The sequence below is a fragment of the Flavimarina sp. Hel_I_48 genome (assembly GCF_000733945.1).
GTDB lineage: Bacteria > Bacteroidota > Bacteroidia > Flavobacteriales > Flavobacteriaceae > Leeuwenhoekiella.
In genome coordinates this window covers 3,175,737-3,191,167 of record NZ_JPOL01000002.1, presented here as the reverse complement: position 1 = coordinate 3,191,167, position 15,431 = coordinate 3,175,737, and the positions used below count along the sequence as shown (strand labels likewise).

The following is a 15,431-nucleotide window of genomic DNA, read 5'->3' as shown; positions in this document are numbered from 1 at the left end:
CTCTTGCTTTCCTTTTCGTTCTTTAGAAAATAAAAATTTCCAACCCTCTAGTACGAATTTAAATATTTGGTTTTTCTACTACAATGAACCCGTATTTTTATGATTTCAATTTACTGACTTTAATATTTTCCTTGATGAGACAATACATTTATAGCTTTTTCCTCAATTCTAAAATTGGGTAAAAAACAAATTCTGATCGTTGACTATTTCTAAAGTACTCCCCACTATCCCTTTAAACATTTTTTCTGCTATTAAAATCTGATTTATTCCCATAGCTTAGATTCCGTTAGCTTTTGTTGTTGCAAAATAGTTCAACACCACAAAATTGTGAAGGACGTATAAAAAGCGTAGCGGCTTTATGCCGTCCGTACAAGTTTTGGGTGTTGTTCCTTTGCTGGCACCAAAATGGTAGTAACGGATTGGCAAACTAATGTTAATAAGATGAATCTGAGTTAAATCTTAAACTTATCTATTTGAACTTTTTTTCAGTCGCTCTAGCTCCTTTTGTCTTAAAATCTCCTGTAGAGCAGCCATATCATTTTCCACTTTTTTATCCAGTACCCGTGCATAGATCTGGGTCGTGGCGATCTTGGTATGCCCCAGGATCTTCGATACGGTTTCTATGGGCATGCCATTGCTTAAGGCAACGGTTGTGGCGAAGGTATGCCTGGCCATATGAAAGGTCAGGTTTTTCTGAATCCCACAGACTTCTGCAATTTCCTTAAGGTACATATTGGTCTTTTCATTGGTAATGGTGGGGAGCAAGCAGCCCGAAACCTGAGTAACAGGATGATTTGCATATTTTTGCAATATGAGTTCAGCGGTATGGAGCAATGGGATCTTCACCTTTGTATTTGTTTTTTGCCGGTGCGTGACAATCCATTTCTTATCATCGTCTCCGAGCCAGATATTCTTAGGGGTAAGGTTTTCTATATCCACAAAACTGATCCCGGTATAGCAGCTGAATAGAAAAACGTCGCGAACCCTATCCAGCCGCTCGATTCTAAAGCGATGGGTAGCTATATTAGAAAGTTCCTTATCCGAAAGAAATTCCCTTTCCTTCTTACTGAAGGTGGTTTTCCAGCGTCGGAAAGGATCGTTGTCAACCCATTCCATATGATAGGCCAGAGTTACTATTTTGCGTAACCGCTGAATGTGTTTCATTACCGTATTGTGGCTCATCGCCTTGGGATGCCCTTTGGGATAATAGCCACTAAGGTAACTTTCAAAATCACAGAGAAATTTATAATTGAGTTTAGAAAGTAGTATATCTTTGATTTTGATGGATTTTAGAAAACGGTTGATATAATTCTCGGTTACCTTAAAGTTTTTGATGGTGCCCTCAGTAAGGGTATTCTGAATTTTTTGTCTGTGATAAGCGATAAGATCCTGAAGTGTCGCTGTGGACTGATCTTCTTGAAGAAAATGACTTTTGATCAGATCGCTGGTAAGCGGTTCCCCCCTGCCCTTTAGATCCTGGTAACTTTGAAACAGTTGGGATTTCGCCAGCTCAAAATACTGGTTGATCTCCCGTGCTTCTTTAGTATTACCTATAACCTTTTTGTTTTTAGTATCCCAAAGTTTTACCGGAACTTTTCTCTTCAAGCTAATGCTCAGTCGCTTTTGATCTACTGTCACCCGGGCATAAATTAAACCTTCGCCATTAATGGCTTTCTTCTGATCCATCCAGAACTGAATGGAGAATGTTTTTGAAGTACGCATAATTGTCGTCTTTAATTAGTGATTTTTTTAGACGATTGTCAAACCAACGTAAACCCACGGTAAGCTTAGGTTTTTTTCAAAATGGTAGCTCAGCTACCACTATGCCTTTTAGCTAACGAATAGCTACCATTTAATATCATATCATTTCAAATTAAACGAACCCCTAAAAACCAGAAAACCACGCAATCCGTGAGAATTGCGTGGTTATTGTGCCGTTTTAATGGGCTTTTAGTGACCTTGCCAGGATTCAAACCTGGAACCTCCTGAGCCGTAATCAGGTGCGCTATTCAGTTGCGCCACAAGGCCGTTAAAAATACTTTACAAAAGATATTCATTCCTAAAGCGGCTGCAAATATAAGGGTAATTTGTAAGTGTCACAAACTCTTTTTAAGAAAAAAACCGACTAATTTATAGTCGGTTCATTTTTCAACTCAAAGGCCTGTTTAATACATTGCATTTAAAGCAATTATATCATTATTGCCAAACTCGCCATCTTCAGATGAGCTAAAACAAGCGAGCATTACAGAAGTAGCATCGTAACCGGAAGGCGTACCGTTTACCAGAATGGCATCCCCACCTTCATTAACATTATCCCCGCAGCTCTGACGGCTAAAGAAATCTGTATGACGAAAACCTACGGAATGACCTATCTCATGCGTAATAACGTGCTCTATTACATTGGTATTATAACCACCTATGTTGTATATCTGCACAAATTTATAAGGATTCCCGTTGCTCGGAAAACCAGCACTACCTCCGGCTCCATCAGGATTATTGACTGAATTGTTATACACAACCATGTCCTTGTTCTGGTAATTAGTCCCAAAACTTAGCGTGAAAGATATGGAAACACCATTGAGCGCATTGTAATTATCTACCGCCCACTGCAATGCGGTACGTTCTTTACTAGACAATGCCTGGGTGCCACCGGTATAACCAATGATGCTTATATTTCTCCCCTGACTTACAATATTAGAAGTACGATACTGTTTTGAATCATTGTCACCCTTTGATTTTTTATGCTGTATAGCCATGGACTCCAGTTGTTCCTGGGTGATCACGATGTCATTTTCAATTAGCAACTTTTTTTGAACCTCACCACCTGGTAGGTAAAAGTCACTCCATTGTACATAATTGGCATTCATACCCGCTTCACTCACTTGTTTTAAGATCTCCGGTGAAACCTTAGTTTCTATACTATTGGACTCTTGAGTTGTAATATTCTCTTCGTCTGTTGAACAGGATGACAAAGTCAATGCACCAACACCAAGAAGTAATAAGCATTTTGTGAAATTTTTTCTCATAACAATTGGATTAATTAGTTAAAATAAAACGATTTTAGTCTAAAGTAATACAAATCATGTAGGAATGCTGGATAAAACATCTAAAATTTGCGATTAATGACAATATAGTTTTATCTAATATCTTATAATTAGAAGTAAAAAACCGCTTAATCCTATGTTTTTCAAATAATTAGATACCTTCATTTTATGGCAAAAAAAAATCCGCTAAAAAAGCGGATTATCTTACCATTTATCGATTAATTATATGATTTCAGCGCTTAATCCAGCTTCAAGTAATTTTGAACATCGTGGTTCCAGTTCTTTAAATGCACCCGTTTTTACCGTGCATTTTCCTTTATAATGAACGATCAACGAACATTGTTCTGCCTGAATAGGGGTGTGATCACAGGCAGTTATTAAACTTTCTATTACGTGATCAAAGGTATTGACCTCATCGTTATATAGTACAATTTCATTATCTGGACGTACTTGTTCTAAAACATCTACCTCTTCTTGAATTTTTTCTTTAGTGCTCATCACATTGTATTTTAGTAAACCGACTAATTTTTTACAAATTTACAAGCTACCCAGTTATTTTTTTCAAAATTCATTATAAAATTAATTCCCTGAGGATTACAAACTTCAGTAAGTGCTGGGATGTCCTCGGTATAAAAACCACTTAAGAACAGCAGCCCTCCATCATTCAGGCAACTGGCGTACTTCGGTATATCTGCCAGAAGTATATTTCTGTTGATATTGGCAATGATAACATCATATGATTTTTCTCCCAGTAGCGCAGCATCACCGTGTAAAACGTTAACATTGCTGGTAGTATTGCGCTCCACATTTTCTGTGGCGTTCTCATAGCACCACCTGTCATTATCTATGGCATCTACATGTTTTGCACCGCGCATGGACGCTAAAATAGCAAGAATCCCCGTACCACATCCCATATCAAGGACTGTTTTGTCCTTGAGTTCAGCTTTAAGCAAATGCTTGATCACTAAATGCGTGGTTGCGTGATGCCCGGTGCCGAAGGACATTTTAGGCTCTATGACAATATCATATTTCGCATTACTCTTCGCATGAAAGGGAGCCCGTACCGTGCAAATCCCATCTACTTCAATGGGTTCAAAATGACGTTCCCATTCTGAATTCCAGTTGACAGGAAGAATTTTTGATTTGGTAGAAAAAATATCAAATTCAGGATTTTGCAAAATTTGGATATCCGCAAGAAGATCTTCACTATCCTTGGCTTCTAAAATATAGGCATCAAGCCCGTCTTCCGTTTCAGAAAAACTTTCAAAATCAAGTTCTGCGAGCTGTGCGATTAAAATATCAACCCCCGGTTGAAGGGGGGCTACTTTGAATGCGTATTCAATATAGGCTTCTGCCATGGTTGAGGCTTCGTTGTTATTTGGGAATTATTTCTTGAATGCATTGACAATGGCCATAAAATCTTCGGCCTTTAGGGAAGCACCGCCTATCAAACCACCATCTACATCTTTTTTGGAAAAAATCTCTTCTGCATTACCTGGCTTTACACTTCCTCCATAAAGGATACTCAAGGATTCTGAAACGTCTTCGCCATATTCATGCTTTACTTCTTTTCTGATGAAAGCGTGCATTTCCTGCGCTTGTTCCGGGGATGCGGTTTCTCCGGTACCTATGGCCCAGACCGGCTCATAAGCGAGTACAATATTTTTCCATGCATCAGCATCCAGATGGTAAAGGGTATTTGCAATTTGCTTGCCTACTACTTCCTGGTGCTCACCATAATTACGATCCTTAAGTTCTTCCCCAAAACAATAGATGATACGCATACCGTGCTTCAGGGCCGTATTTACTTTTTCGGTCAGTAGGTTTTCATCTTCCCCAAAGATTGCCCTACGTTCACTATGTCCTAAAATAACCGTGTTTACACCTATACTTTTAAGCATTTCTGCCGAAATCTCACCCGTAAAAGCTCCATTATCTGACTCGTGCATATTTTGTGCTGCTAAGCCTATGTTTGTATTTTTCAATGATTCAAAAGCACTGAATAGATTTGTAAAGGGTGGAGCAATAATTACTTCCGCATCAGAGGTCTTATTGATTTTTTTCAGTCCAGAAATAAGATCTTGCGTCTCGTCCAGGCCAAAGTTCATCTTCCAGTTACCGGCTACAATGTTTTTTCTCATGATTTTTATTAATTGAATGGTTTTTAGTTAGATTTTTTCGGGTATTTTAAATTTTAATGCTAGTTTTTTAACAAAACTAAGCTATAAAAATAGTATAGCGGTAAGGATTCTACAAATTATACCTTATGAAACCCGCACTTTAGGGTCAAGCCAACCGTAAACAAGGTCCACTAAAATATTTATGATGATAAACATTGTGGCGATCACAAGAACTGCCCCGGTAATAATGGGAAGGTCCAGGGTATTCAAAGCATCTACGATCTCTTTGCCTAGGCCGTTCCACCCGAAAATATATTCTACAAAAACAGCCCCGGCCAGCATGGATGCAAACCATCCTGAAACTGCCGTTACCACAGGGTTCATAGCGTTTTTTAAGGCATGCCTGCTCACAATTTGCATTGTGCTGAGCCCCTTGGCGCGTGCGGTACGTATATAATCCTGGTTGTATACTTCAAGCAGCGAATTACGCATCAACTGGATAACCACGCCCAGTGGACGTATCCCTAGTACTATTGCGGGCAATATGATATTTTTCCATTGTATATAAATCCCTTCGCCATAATCATCCATTGCGTAAAGGCTTCCCGTCATATTCAATCCGGTATATTCATGCAATACAAAACCAAAAAGCCACGCAAATAAAATCGCACTAAAAAAGCTGGGAACACTCATTCCCAGCGTACTCAACACTTGTATCGCCTTGTCAAGCCAGGTATCCTGATAGTTTGCAGAAACTACACCAAGTGCAATACCAAGAATAATTGCAATAAAAATAGCACTTACCGCCAGCACCATCGTATTTGGCAAGGTATCCCCTATCACCTGTGTTACCGGTTTTCCTGATTTCTGAAAGGATTCTCTTAAATACGGCGCTTTTAGGACGAGTAGTACACTTCCGAAGTCGATAAGCTTTACATGATTGTATTTTCCTTCCTGAAGATAGGTATAATCCTTTTCGGAAGGGCTGTGCAACGATACCGGTGAAAGATCATTTAAGTAATAAAAATACTGGGTGATAAGCGGTTTATCAAAACCATACTTTTGTTTAATAATGGCCAGCTGTTCAGGATCTTCATTTTGATCAAGCATCATGCGCGCCGGGTCTCCCGGCAGTACCGTAAAAAGGAAAAAAATTACGGTTACCACACCATAAAGTGTGAACAGGGCATAACCCAACTTGTAAATGAGGTTTTTAAGCACTGTCTAAAGTTTTTCGATTTGGGCAATAGTAAGCGCCCGGTACTGGTATTCTGAACCTATCAATTCCTTTGCATAATCAGCAATTTCCTGATTAAAACCGGCAATTTTTCGGCGCTGGTTTACGGTATCTGGTTCTGCAATGGGCCAGATGAAGGCTCCATGGTTTCTTGTTACCCGAGCCTGAGTACCATAAATTTGGGGTTTTCCCTGTTGCATTAAATACCGATCTTCAATTTCTGCAACATAGGTGTATGGAAGTTGCCCTGCCCTCCCCGCTCTCTTTAGTAAATCCAAATATTGGGATATATACTGTGAATTTTTCCTCAATATTTTAAGCGGTACAAGGTTTGTGGGTTCTCCTACAAGATCTTTTCCTGGGTAAATTCCCTTATCAAAATAAGACATTACAAAATCAAGGTTGCTTACCCCCAGCAGTCTTGAAAGTTCTATTTCATTTGCGTCTTTTCCTCTTTCATTTGGCTGCGTATTTGTTTTTTTTTGAGTCAACGCAAGTTTTTCCAGATCACTAAATTGCTCGCCCAGGCGGGATATGGTATCCAACTTGAATTTGAGCGAAAGATTAAGATTAGGTTTAGCGGTAGGCAATGTTTCCAGCATGATATCTTCTGCATCATTCCAGTGTTTTTTTTGCAGAATTGTTCCTTTGCTCAGTTTTAAGATTCCCGGATTGCTACGTATAATGGTTTTGAGTGTGGTCGCATCTGTACTGTAAAATTCAAAATTCAGCTTCTGCTTGTCTATCAGATCCTGGGTAGCCTCCTCTCCGGAAGCTGAAAGTCCTATAACGGTATATCCTTTTTTTAAGGCGGCATCTGCAACTGCTTTGGTTTTCGGCCAACCGTTCCATTCTGTTTTTGCAATATCGTAGGCGACGATCACCAATAGATTTTCGGTATTTAAATAGTGTTCGGTAAAATCTTCGCCGTCTTTTTCAATACTAAAATCATGAATAGGCGGTAAATATCCTTGCTGTACCATCGCTGTTTCTACACCTATAAATTCACCTTTGTGCTCCGGATAATCGCCTTGGGTGGTGATGATCTCTTCCTTTCCGTTTAAATTGAACTTCCAGTTATAGTCAAAAATAGCTTCTGCTGCACCCGCCGGAACCTGCATGCCCTCTGTAATATTTGCACCTTCGTGATATGCCCTAAAATCTATCAACGGCAAGTGCATGAGCACATAATATCCAAAACACATCGCTCCCACGAATGAAATAAAAATGGCAATGGTACGGCCAAAACGGGTGAAAAAGGGTTCAATAAATTTACTGCCGGCCAGCAATATCACAATCATTAGCAATAACACTACATCTTTTGTAAAAGATTGCCATGGGGTTAACGGCAATGCATCTCCAAAACAGCCACAATCGGTAACTTTATTATAATATGCGGAATAAAAAGTCAGAAAAGTAAAAAACAGTATCATCGCCAGAAGCATCCATAGCGTAAACATCTTGTTATAACCTATGATCAGGGCGATTCCCAGAACCATTTCTACAATTACAAGTATAATGGCAAGTCCCAGTGCGTACGGACTCAGAAAATCAAGATCCAATACCGCCGGACTAAAGTATTCCTGCAATTTATAGGAAAAACCTACCGGATCGTTCAATTTTACAAACCCGGAGATGATGAACAAAACCCCTACAATTATCCTTAAAATATTGACTAGTATCTTCAAAAAATGACTCGATTTTGACTGAAAATAAGGCGTTTTTCACCTATTTTCGATGGTTATTACTCCAATTTTCCTGCTTGTTCGCCTTTTAAAATAAGGGCAAAAACGGCATAGTTTATCATATCCTGATAGTTGGCATCTATACCTTCAGAAATAAGCGTTTTGCCTGCATTATCCTCAATCTGTTTTACGCGCAATAATTTCTGTAAAATCAAATCGGTTAGGGAACTTATGCGCATATCCCTCCAGGCTTCACCATAATCATGGTTCTTATTTTGCATGAGGGTCTTCGTCTGGTTTACCTTGGCGTCGTAAATGTTTAAGGTATCTTCAACATTGAGGTCAGGTTGTTTTGCGACGCCCTTCTCAAGTTGTACAAGTGCCATGATACAATAATTAATAATTCCTATAAATTCTGGTTCATCACCTTCCGCTACGCGCTGCTCCGCATTTTCCTGTAAGCCCCGTATGCGCTGGGCTTTTATAAAGATCTGATCAGTAAGCGATGGCAGTCGTAATATACGCCACGCACAACCATAATCTTCCATTTTTTTTGCAAAAAGTGCCCTGCAGGAGGCTATCACATCGTCATATTGTTTATCGGTCTGGCTCATCAATGCGTTTCATTTTGCGTAAATTTCGCCTAAAATAGCCAATTTAAAAAAATCTTCGCCATATAATGAAAAGCATTACCTGTAAAGGGCGTTTAATACCGCTACAAAAACCCGTTGTAATGGGGATTTTAAACCTTACCCCAGATTCCTTTTATGATGGTGGCAAGTATGCCGATAATGAGTCCATTATTGATCAAACGGCACGCATGCTTTCTGAAGGCGCTACGTTTATAGACCTTGGCGCGTACAGTTCCAGACCGGGAGCTGATCATGTTTGTGAAGAAGAAGAATTGGAACGCCTGCTGCCTATCATCACCTTATTGCTTGAACGATTTCCTGACATTTTACTGTCCATAGATACTTTTCGGGCCAGGGTTGCCAGGCAAAGTATTGAAGCGGGAGCAGCGCTTATCAATGATATTTCCGCGGGAATGTTAGACGATAACATGTTGAAAACCGTGGCAGAACTTCAGGTTCCCTACATTATGATGCACATGCGTGGCACTCCGCAGACCATGAAATCCTTAACGGAATATGATAACCTTGTGAAAGATGTTCTTTTCTATTTTAGTGAACGCGTTGCTGAAGCTCAAAAACAGGGCATCAATGACCTTATTATTGATCCGGGTTTTGGCTTTGCCAAGACAATAAATCAAAATTTTGAACTTCTTTCCAGAATGGAACTTTTTCAAGCTTTAGACTTTCCACTATTGGCTGGGCTTTCACGTAAATCAACCATTTACAAAACTCTGGAGCTGGAACCTTCCCAGGCATTGAATGGCACCACTGTTTTGAACACGATTGCACTGCAAAAGGGCGCTACGATAGTACGCGTTCATGATGTAAAACCGGCTATTGAAGCCGTAAAACTACTTGAAAACCTGGCAGAATAGTGGGTTTTAGATGTCTTTTGGTTTTGAGTATATTCGCACTTCTAATTAGGTTTTATGGGCATTTTATATATTTTGTTAGGACTGGTTTTTCTGGTTATAGGTGGTGAATTTTTAGTGCGGTCTGCGGTAGGTCTGTCATTCAAGTTCAATCTTTCTAAAATGCTCGTGGGACTTACCGTGGTTTCTTTTGCTACTTCTGCGCCCGAGTTGCTTGTCAGCCTTCAGGCAGCCCTGGACGGTCTGGCAGATATTTCCCTGGGAAATGTCATAGGTAGCAATATTGCAAATCTGGGACTTGTACTGGGAATCACCGCCCTACTGGGCAGCCTTAAAGTAGATCGGGATTTTTTTAGGTTTAACTGGCCGGTAATGGTCTTGTTCTCGATGGCACTTTATCTGGCTTTGCTCAATGACTCGGTCATTAGCCGTATTGAAGGCATCGGTTTATTTGTGGGACTTTTAGTGTACCTGTTTGTATTGATCAAAAGAACAAGGGCAAAACGCATTACTGAAAATGAGGAAATAGAAAATGCCACAAATGTTGTTCCTAAAACATCTTATTTTAAGATCATTCTTTGGTTAATCATAGGCGCTGCCGGACTTTATTTTGGTTCTGAACTTGTCATTTCTGGAGCTACCACGCTCGCCAGAATGCTGGGCGTGGGCGATTATGCGATTGCGGTAACCGTACTGGCCATTGGTACGAGTGTTCCTGAACTGGCAGCATCTGTCATGGCGGTAATTAAAAAAGAAGAAGCTCTTTCGCTTGGTAATTTAATAGGTTCCAATATTTTCAACATAGCATCTGTACTTGGCATAACTGCTATGATTACACCTATTGATGTCATAGATCCACTTATTTTATCAAGTAACATTTTCTGGCTGCTTGGTTTTGCAGTTGTTCTACTCCCTTTAGCACTTATCAAGCCTTTCAAAATATTTAATAGATGGAAAGGACTCCTGCTTTTTGGACTGTACTGTGTGTTTATTTCCTTAACGGTATTACTGTAACCTTCTATCCTTAAAAACACCTAAAAACGGCTGTTTTTTGGCTATAAATAAGGTTTTCTGGAGCTTTTTGGCCTATTTTCTTTCCCATAAACACAAAAAAAGTCCGCTTCCAATAAAAAGCGGACTTTCAATATATATGTATTCTGAAGAATCAGATAAATTTAAACATCTGCAGATTTAACCGTTTTTACGATTCTACCAGCAATTTTGTATGGATCACCATTAGAAGCCGGGCGACGATCTTCTAACCAGCCTTTCCACCCTTTTTCTACTGTAATAATAGGGATGCGTATAGATGCCCCACGGTCTGAAATCCCGTAAGAGAAGTCGTGTATGGACGCGGTCTCGTGCTTACCGGTAAGACGCTGATCGTTAAACTCTCCATAAACTTCAATATGCTCTTTTACCACAGGACGGAAGGCCTCACAAATTTTCATGTAGGTTTCTTTATCACCGCAGGTACGTAAAGTAGAATTGGAGAAGTTGGCATGCATACCAGAACCGTTCCAGTCTCCTTTTACCGGTTTAGGGTGATACTCTATATACCAACCATAACTTTCGGTGAGACGTTGTAAAAGGTATCGCGCTACCCAGATTTCATCTCCGGCTTTTTGTGCACCTTTAGCAAAAAGTTGGAATTCCCACTGTCCACTGGCAACCTCCTGGTTGATTCCTTCAAAGTTAAGGCCAGCTTCTATACAAAGATCTGCGTGTTCTTCTACAAAACCACGACCGTGTGTGTTTTTACCACCTACAGAGCAATAGTACATACCTTGTGGGCCAGGATATCCTCCTACGGGGAAACCTAACGGTAAGCCGGTTTCTTTGTCCATTATAAAGTATTCCTGCTCAAAACCGAACCAGAAATCATCATCCTCGTCATCTATGGTAGCCCTACCGTTAGAAACGTGAGGTGTTTTGTCTGCATTGAGAACCTCTGTCATTACCAGATAGCCATTTTTACGGGCTGGATCTGGATAGATAGCTACGGGTTTTAATAAACAGTCAGAAGATCCACCCTCAGCCTGTCGTGTTGAAGAACCGTCAAAAGACCATATGGGACAGTCCTCTAACTTTCCGCTAAAATCATCTTCGACTTTAGTCTTGCTCCTTAAGTTGGCAGTGGGTTCGTATCCATCCAACCATAAATATTCTAATTTTGATTTCACTGGTTTGGCCATAAGACTATAAATTGTTTTGTTTTAATGTTGATTTATAACAAATATAAGAATTATTATGAATCTGCCCCTAAATTTTTGAGGGGCGGTAGCTTCTAAAATAATTATATTTGCAAGACATCCTATAAAAATAGAGGGTAAATTATTATATATATTTTAGCACACCCTATTTTTTTACATATTCTTGAAAATTAAGTAAAATGTCAACAATTCGATATAAATCCGTTATGCAGGCGCGGTCTCAAAAAGCCATTCCCTTTAAGGACGATGAAAAAAAATCAACTTATTTTGGAAGTAACGTATTTAATACCAGTGCCATGCGTCAATTTCTTCCTTCGGAAGGATTCCAGGCGGTAGAAGAAGCCATATCAAAAGGTTCAAAAATTGACCGAAAAATTGCCGATAGCACGGCCGCTGCGATGAAACAATGGGCGATAAGCAAAAACGCCACCCATTACACGCATTGGTTTCAACCCCTCACCGGTACCACCGCAGAAAAACACGATGCCTTTTTTGACCTTACCTTAGATGGACTTGCCATTGAACAGTTTGATGGTGGCCAACTGGTACAACAGGAACCTGATGCGTCTTCTTTTCCGCATGGCGGGATTCGGAATACATTTGAAGCACGCGGCTATACGGCCTGGGATCCCACCTCACCCGCCTTTATATTAGGTTCAACGCTTTGCATCCCCACTGTTTTTGTATCGTATACCGGCGAAGCGCTTGATAACAAAACCCCGCTGCTGCGCGCATTAAATACCCTGGATGAAGCAGCAACACAGGTTGCGCTCTATTTTGACAAATCGGTTAAAAAGGTAACTGCCACCTTAGGGTGGGAGCAGGAATATTTTTTGCTTGATGCCTCTCTTGCCGCCTCCCGCCCTGATATTAGCCAGACCGGCCGGGCGCTTTTGGGCCATGCTTCGGCTAAGGGTCAACAACTCGACGATCATTATTTTGGCAGTATACCATCACGCGTTTTTCAGTTTATGCGGGAACTTGAATATGAAAGTATCCGTCTTGGTATTCCGGTCAAGACACGCCATAACGAAGTGGCGCCAAACCAGTTTGAGCTGGCTCCGGTTTTTGAGGAAGCCAACCTAGCGGTAGACCACAACTCGCTGCTTATGGATATCATGGAAAAAGTGGCCGAAAAACACCATTTAAAGGTACTTTTTCATGAAAAACCCTTTGCAGGGGTCAACGGAAGCGGCAAACACAACAACTGGTCCCTGGCGACAGATACGGGAACCAACTTATTGAGTCCGGGCAGTACACCCACTAAAAACCTTCAGTTCCTTACTTTTTTTGTCAACACCATTAAAGCCGTTCACGATCATGAGGAACTCCTGCGTGCTTCGGTGGCCTCTGCTGGTAATGATTACAGGCTCGGCTCCAGCGAAGCGCCGCCCTCTATTATTTCGATATTTATAGGCAAACAGCTTACGCAAGTGCTTGACGAACTGGAAAAAGTTACCACCGGCAAACTTTCACCACAGGAAAAAACAGACCTTAAATTGAATGTGGTGGGCAAAATACCTGAGATTCTTCAGGACAATACAGACCGCAACCGCACATCGCCTTTTGCATTTACGGGCAATAAATTTGAATTCCGCGCGGTGGGCTCAACCGCCAACTGTGCAAAACCCATGACCGTATTGAATACGATTGTGGCCAATCAATTGATTCAGTTTAAAAATGAAGTGGATAAACTCATTGATAAAAAGGGTCTAAAAAAAGATGAAGCGATTTTTAATACACTCAGGGAATATATCAAAGCGTCTAAAAAAATACGTTTTGAGGGCGATGGGTATAGTGAAGCCTGGATCAGAGAGGCCGCAAAGCGGAAATTAAGCAATAACAGAACCACACTTGACGCGATAAAAATTCAAATTGATCCCAAGACGATCAAGCTTTATGAGAAAATGGGCGTCATGAACGCTACAGAAATCAATGCGCGCCAGGAAATTGAGCTCGAGGAATACGTAAAACGTGTACAAATAGAAAGCCGTGTGCTGGGCGATATTGCACGTAACCATGTTATACCCACCGCTATTCGCTATCAGAACATACTTATTAAGAATGTGAAAGGTTTACAGGATATTTACGGTAAGGAATTCAAACCTCTTGCCGCCGAGCAAATGAAGCTTATTGAATCCATTTCAAATCACCTGAGCGCAATCAACAGCGATATTACGGCAATGATTGAAACGCGTAAGGAGGCAAATCAATTAGACCTAAATAACCGCGCAAAACTATATACCCACAAGGTAAAACCCTATTTTGAGACGCTGCGCTACCATTGTGACAAACTGGAATTACTGGTCGAAGACAAACTCTGGCCACTTACAAAAAGTAGGGAATTATTGTTTTTTAGGTAGTAGCGCTATCTTATATCGATTTCTGGATGAATAAAATGCGTAGTTCTATATTGAAATAATCTAATGGTATAGTCTATTGACTTAAATTTGCGTTAGGGATTGAAGTGGAAATCCTTTTTGTAAGGTACGAGCAAAAAGATTGCAACATAAAGCCCGACCCGCAGGGAAACGCCCAAAAAATAGTGTAATATATTTACCAATATAAAATTTGAGGTATTTTTTAAAGATATAGAAGTCAGTAGAATGCTCAATAAAACGAAAAGTAAAAACGCCTAATAATCATAATTATTAGGCGTTTTTTGATTGATTTTAATTGTTTTCGGTGTTTTTATCCGAATGCAGATTCTACTGCACCAGCATCTACCCGGTAATTGCTACCGTTTACAAAACTGGCCTGATCAGAACATAAGAAAGCAATAACTGCAGCAACCTCTTCTGGTTGACCACGACGTTGTACTTCCAGGTGTGGGCGTTTGTTTTTCAAGAACCAATCTACAGCCTCTTTCTCAGAAACTCCTTTTTCTTCCGCAAGATCTTCCATCATTGCATTGGTCATGGGCGTTTCAATAAAAGCTGGTGAAACGGTGTTTGTAAGTATATTTTCTTTTCCATAAATACGTGATAAGCATTTGGCGAAATTGATAATCGCTGCTTTACATGCATTGTACGGGCTCTCTTCTTCGTAAGGTTGCATGGCATTTTCTGAAGAGATCATAATGATTCTTCCCCAGTTTTTACCTTGCATTTGTGGGATAAATGCCCGGGCAATACGCACGGCTCCCATAAGATCTATCTGTATGGTTTCCATCCAGTCCTCATCGCTTAAGGTGAGGAAATCCCCGGCAGCACCCCTGGCTCCGGCCGCATTTACTAAAATATCTATTCCGCCAAAATCTTTTTTGACCTTTTCTGCCATAGCAACTACTGCATCATTGTCTAAAAGATCAGCCGCCATACCATACAAATTTTCGGTATTGGTCTCCTTCTTCAACTCTTTGATGACTTCATCTAAGTCAGATTGATCCTTATCACTCAATATAACTTTTACTCCTTCACTAAGAAGTAATTTGGCAGTTTCCAAGCCTATGCCAGAATCGCCGCCTGTAATGAGTGCAACTTTGTTTTTAATTTTTAAATCCATTTTTCAATTTTTTTTGTTCGTTAAAAATACATTATAATGAATAGGTATAGCTACTTTTATATATATGTTAACGGCTGAAAAGTGTCAAAACTTCTGTATTCAAAACAGTACTTTTAGCTAAGAA

13 protein-coding genes and 1 tRNA gene are annotated in these 15,431 nt (G+C 40.2%); 3 read left to right on the top strand and 11 right to left on the bottom strand.

Annotated features, from left to right (window positions below; translation table 11 throughout):
• Positions 1-465: 465 nt before the first annotated feature.
• From P162_RS13885 to P162_RS13845, 9 genes are all read right to left on the bottom strand, one after another.
• The gene (locus P162_RS13885) at positions 466-1,722 is read right to left on the bottom strand and encodes a site-specific integrase (RefSeq protein ID WP_031428214.1); all 1,257 of its coding nucleotides are present in this window, start codon (positions 1,720-1,722) and stop codon (positions 466-468) included.
• 232 nt (positions 1,723-1,954) lie between these two features.
• Positions 1,955-2,028: transfer RNA gene (locus tag P162_RS13880), tRNA-Arg, on the bottom strand.
• A 137-nt stretch (positions 2,029-2,165) separates the two neighbouring features.
• Positions 2,166-3,026 carry a M57 family metalloprotease gene (locus P162_RS13875; protein ID WP_051907894.1) on the bottom strand — a complete coding sequence of 287 codons (861 nt, stop codon included), beginning with the start codon at positions 3,024-3,026 and terminating at the stop codon, positions 2,166-2,168.
• A 240-nt stretch (positions 3,027-3,266) separates the two neighbouring features.
• The gene (locus P162_RS13870) at positions 3,267-3,542 is read right to left on the bottom strand and encodes an ATP-dependent Clp protease adaptor ClpS (RefSeq protein WP_031428212.1); all 276 of its coding nucleotides are present in this window, start codon (positions 3,540-3,542) and stop codon (positions 3,267-3,269) included.
• Positions 3,543-3,565: 23 nt separating this feature from the next.
• The gene (gene prmA / locus P162_RS13865; RefSeq protein ID WP_031428211.1) at positions 3,566-4,402 is read right to left on the bottom strand and encodes a 50S ribosomal protein L11 methyltransferase; all 837 of its coding nucleotides are present in this window, start codon (positions 4,400-4,402) and stop codon (positions 3,566-3,568) included.
• A 27-nt stretch (positions 4,403-4,429) separates the two neighbouring features.
• Entirely contained in the window at positions 4,430-5,185 is a 756-nt protein-coding gene (gene tpiA / locus P162_RS13860; RefSeq protein WP_031428210.1) for a triose-phosphate isomerase, read from the bottom strand.
• 123 nt (positions 5,186-5,308) lie between these two features.
• Positions 5,309-6,385: an ABC transporter permease gene (locus P162_RS13855; protein ID WP_031428209.1), complete on the bottom strand. Its 1,077-nt coding sequence runs from the start codon at positions 6,383-6,385 to the stop codon at positions 5,309-5,311.
• A gap of 3 nt (positions 6,386-6,388) precedes the next feature.
• Positions 6,389-8,089, bottom strand: a complete 1,701-nt coding sequence (locus P162_RS13850) for a BT_3928 family protein (protein ID WP_031428208.1) — start codon at positions 8,087-8,089, stop codon at positions 6,389-6,391.
• Between the two features lie 56 nt (positions 8,090-8,145).
• The gene (locus P162_RS13845) at positions 8,146-8,700 is read right to left on the bottom strand and encodes a DUF1599 domain-containing protein (RefSeq protein ID WP_031428207.1); all 555 of its coding nucleotides are present in this window, start codon (positions 8,698-8,700) and stop codon (positions 8,146-8,148) included.
• Positions 8,701-8,765: 65 nt separating this feature from the next.
• Here P162_RS13845 and folP point away from each other — a divergent pair, with 65 nt between their 5' ends.
• Positions 8,766-9,593, top strand: a complete 828-nt coding sequence (gene folP, locus P162_RS13840; RefSeq protein WP_031428206.1) for a dihydropteroate synthase — start codon at positions 8,766-8,768, stop codon at positions 9,591-9,593.
• Positions 9,594-9,647: 54 nt separating this feature from the next.
• Positions 9,648-10,604: a calcium/sodium antiporter gene (locus P162_RS13835; RefSeq protein ID WP_031428205.1), complete on the top strand. Its 957-nt coding sequence runs from the start codon at positions 9,648-9,650 to the stop codon at positions 10,602-10,604.
• 161 nt (positions 10,605-10,765) lie between these two features.
• On the opposite strand, the gene P162_RS13830 is transcribed toward P162_RS13835, so the two are convergent.
• Complete coding sequence (locus P162_RS13830; protein WP_031428204.1) at positions 10,766-11,785, bottom strand: glutamine synthetase beta-grasp domain-containing protein; 1,020 nt, start codon at positions 11,783-11,785, stop codon at positions 10,766-10,768.
• Between the two features lie 197 nt (positions 11,786-11,982).
• Here P162_RS13830 and P162_RS13825 point away from each other — a divergent pair, with 197 nt between their 5' ends.
• The gene (locus P162_RS13825; protein WP_031428203.1) at positions 11,983-14,166 is read left to right on the top strand and encodes a glutamine synthetase III; all 2,184 of its coding nucleotides are present in this window, start codon (positions 11,983-11,985) and stop codon (positions 14,164-14,166) included.
• A gap of 328 nt (positions 14,167-14,494) precedes the next feature.
• On the opposite strand, the gene P162_RS13820 is transcribed toward P162_RS13825, so the two are convergent.
• Positions 14,495-15,307 (bottom strand): SDR family NAD(P)-dependent oxidoreductase, encoded by an 813-nt coding sequence (locus P162_RS13820; RefSeq protein WP_031428202.1) that lies wholly within the window; start codon positions 15,305-15,307, stop codon positions 14,495-14,497.
• Between the last annotated feature and the right edge of the window lie 124 nt (positions 15,308-15,431).

Bases quoted from the DNA above. Each gene is read 5' to 3' on its own strand.
- P162_RS13885 (WP_031428214.1), bottom strand. From the start codon at position 1,722: ATGCGTACTTCAAAAACATTCTCCATTCAGTTCTGGATGGATCAGAAG.
- P162_RS13875 (WP_051907894.1), bottom strand. From the start codon at position 3,026: ATGAGAAAAAATTTCACAAAATGCTTATTACTTCTTGGTGTTGGTGCA.
- P162_RS13870 (WP_031428212.1), bottom strand. From the start codon at position 3,542: ATGAGCACTAAAGAAAAAATTCAAGAAGAGGTAGATGTTTTAGAACAA.
- prmA (WP_031428211.1), bottom strand. From the start codon at position 4,402: ATGGCAGAAGCCTATATTGAATACGCATTCAAAGTAGCCCCCCTTCAA.
- tpiA (WP_031428210.1), bottom strand. From the start codon at position 5,185: ATGAGAAAAAACATTGTAGCCGGTAACTGGAAGATGAACTTTGGCCTG.
- P162_RS13845 (WP_031428207.1), bottom strand. From the start codon at position 8,700: ATGAGCCAGACCGATAAACAATATGACGATGTGATAGCCTCCTGCAGG.
- folP (WP_031428206.1), top strand. From the start codon at position 8,766: ATGAAAAGCATTACCTGTAAAGGGCGTTTAATACCGCTACAAAAACCC.
- P162_RS13835 (WP_031428205.1), top strand. From the start codon at position 9,648: ATGGGCATTTTATATATTTTGTTAGGACTGGTTTTTCTGGTTATAGGT.
- P162_RS13830 (WP_031428204.1), bottom strand. From the start codon at position 11,785: ATGGCCAAACCAGTGAAATCAAAATTAGAATATTTATGGTTGGATGGA.
- P162_RS13825 (WP_031428203.1), top strand. From the start codon at position 11,983: ATGTCAACAATTCGATATAAATCCGTTATGCAGGCGCGGTCTCAAAAA.
- P162_RS13820 (WP_031428202.1), bottom strand. From the start codon at position 15,307: ATGGATTTAAAAATTAAAAACAAAGTTGCACTCATTACAGGCGGCGAT.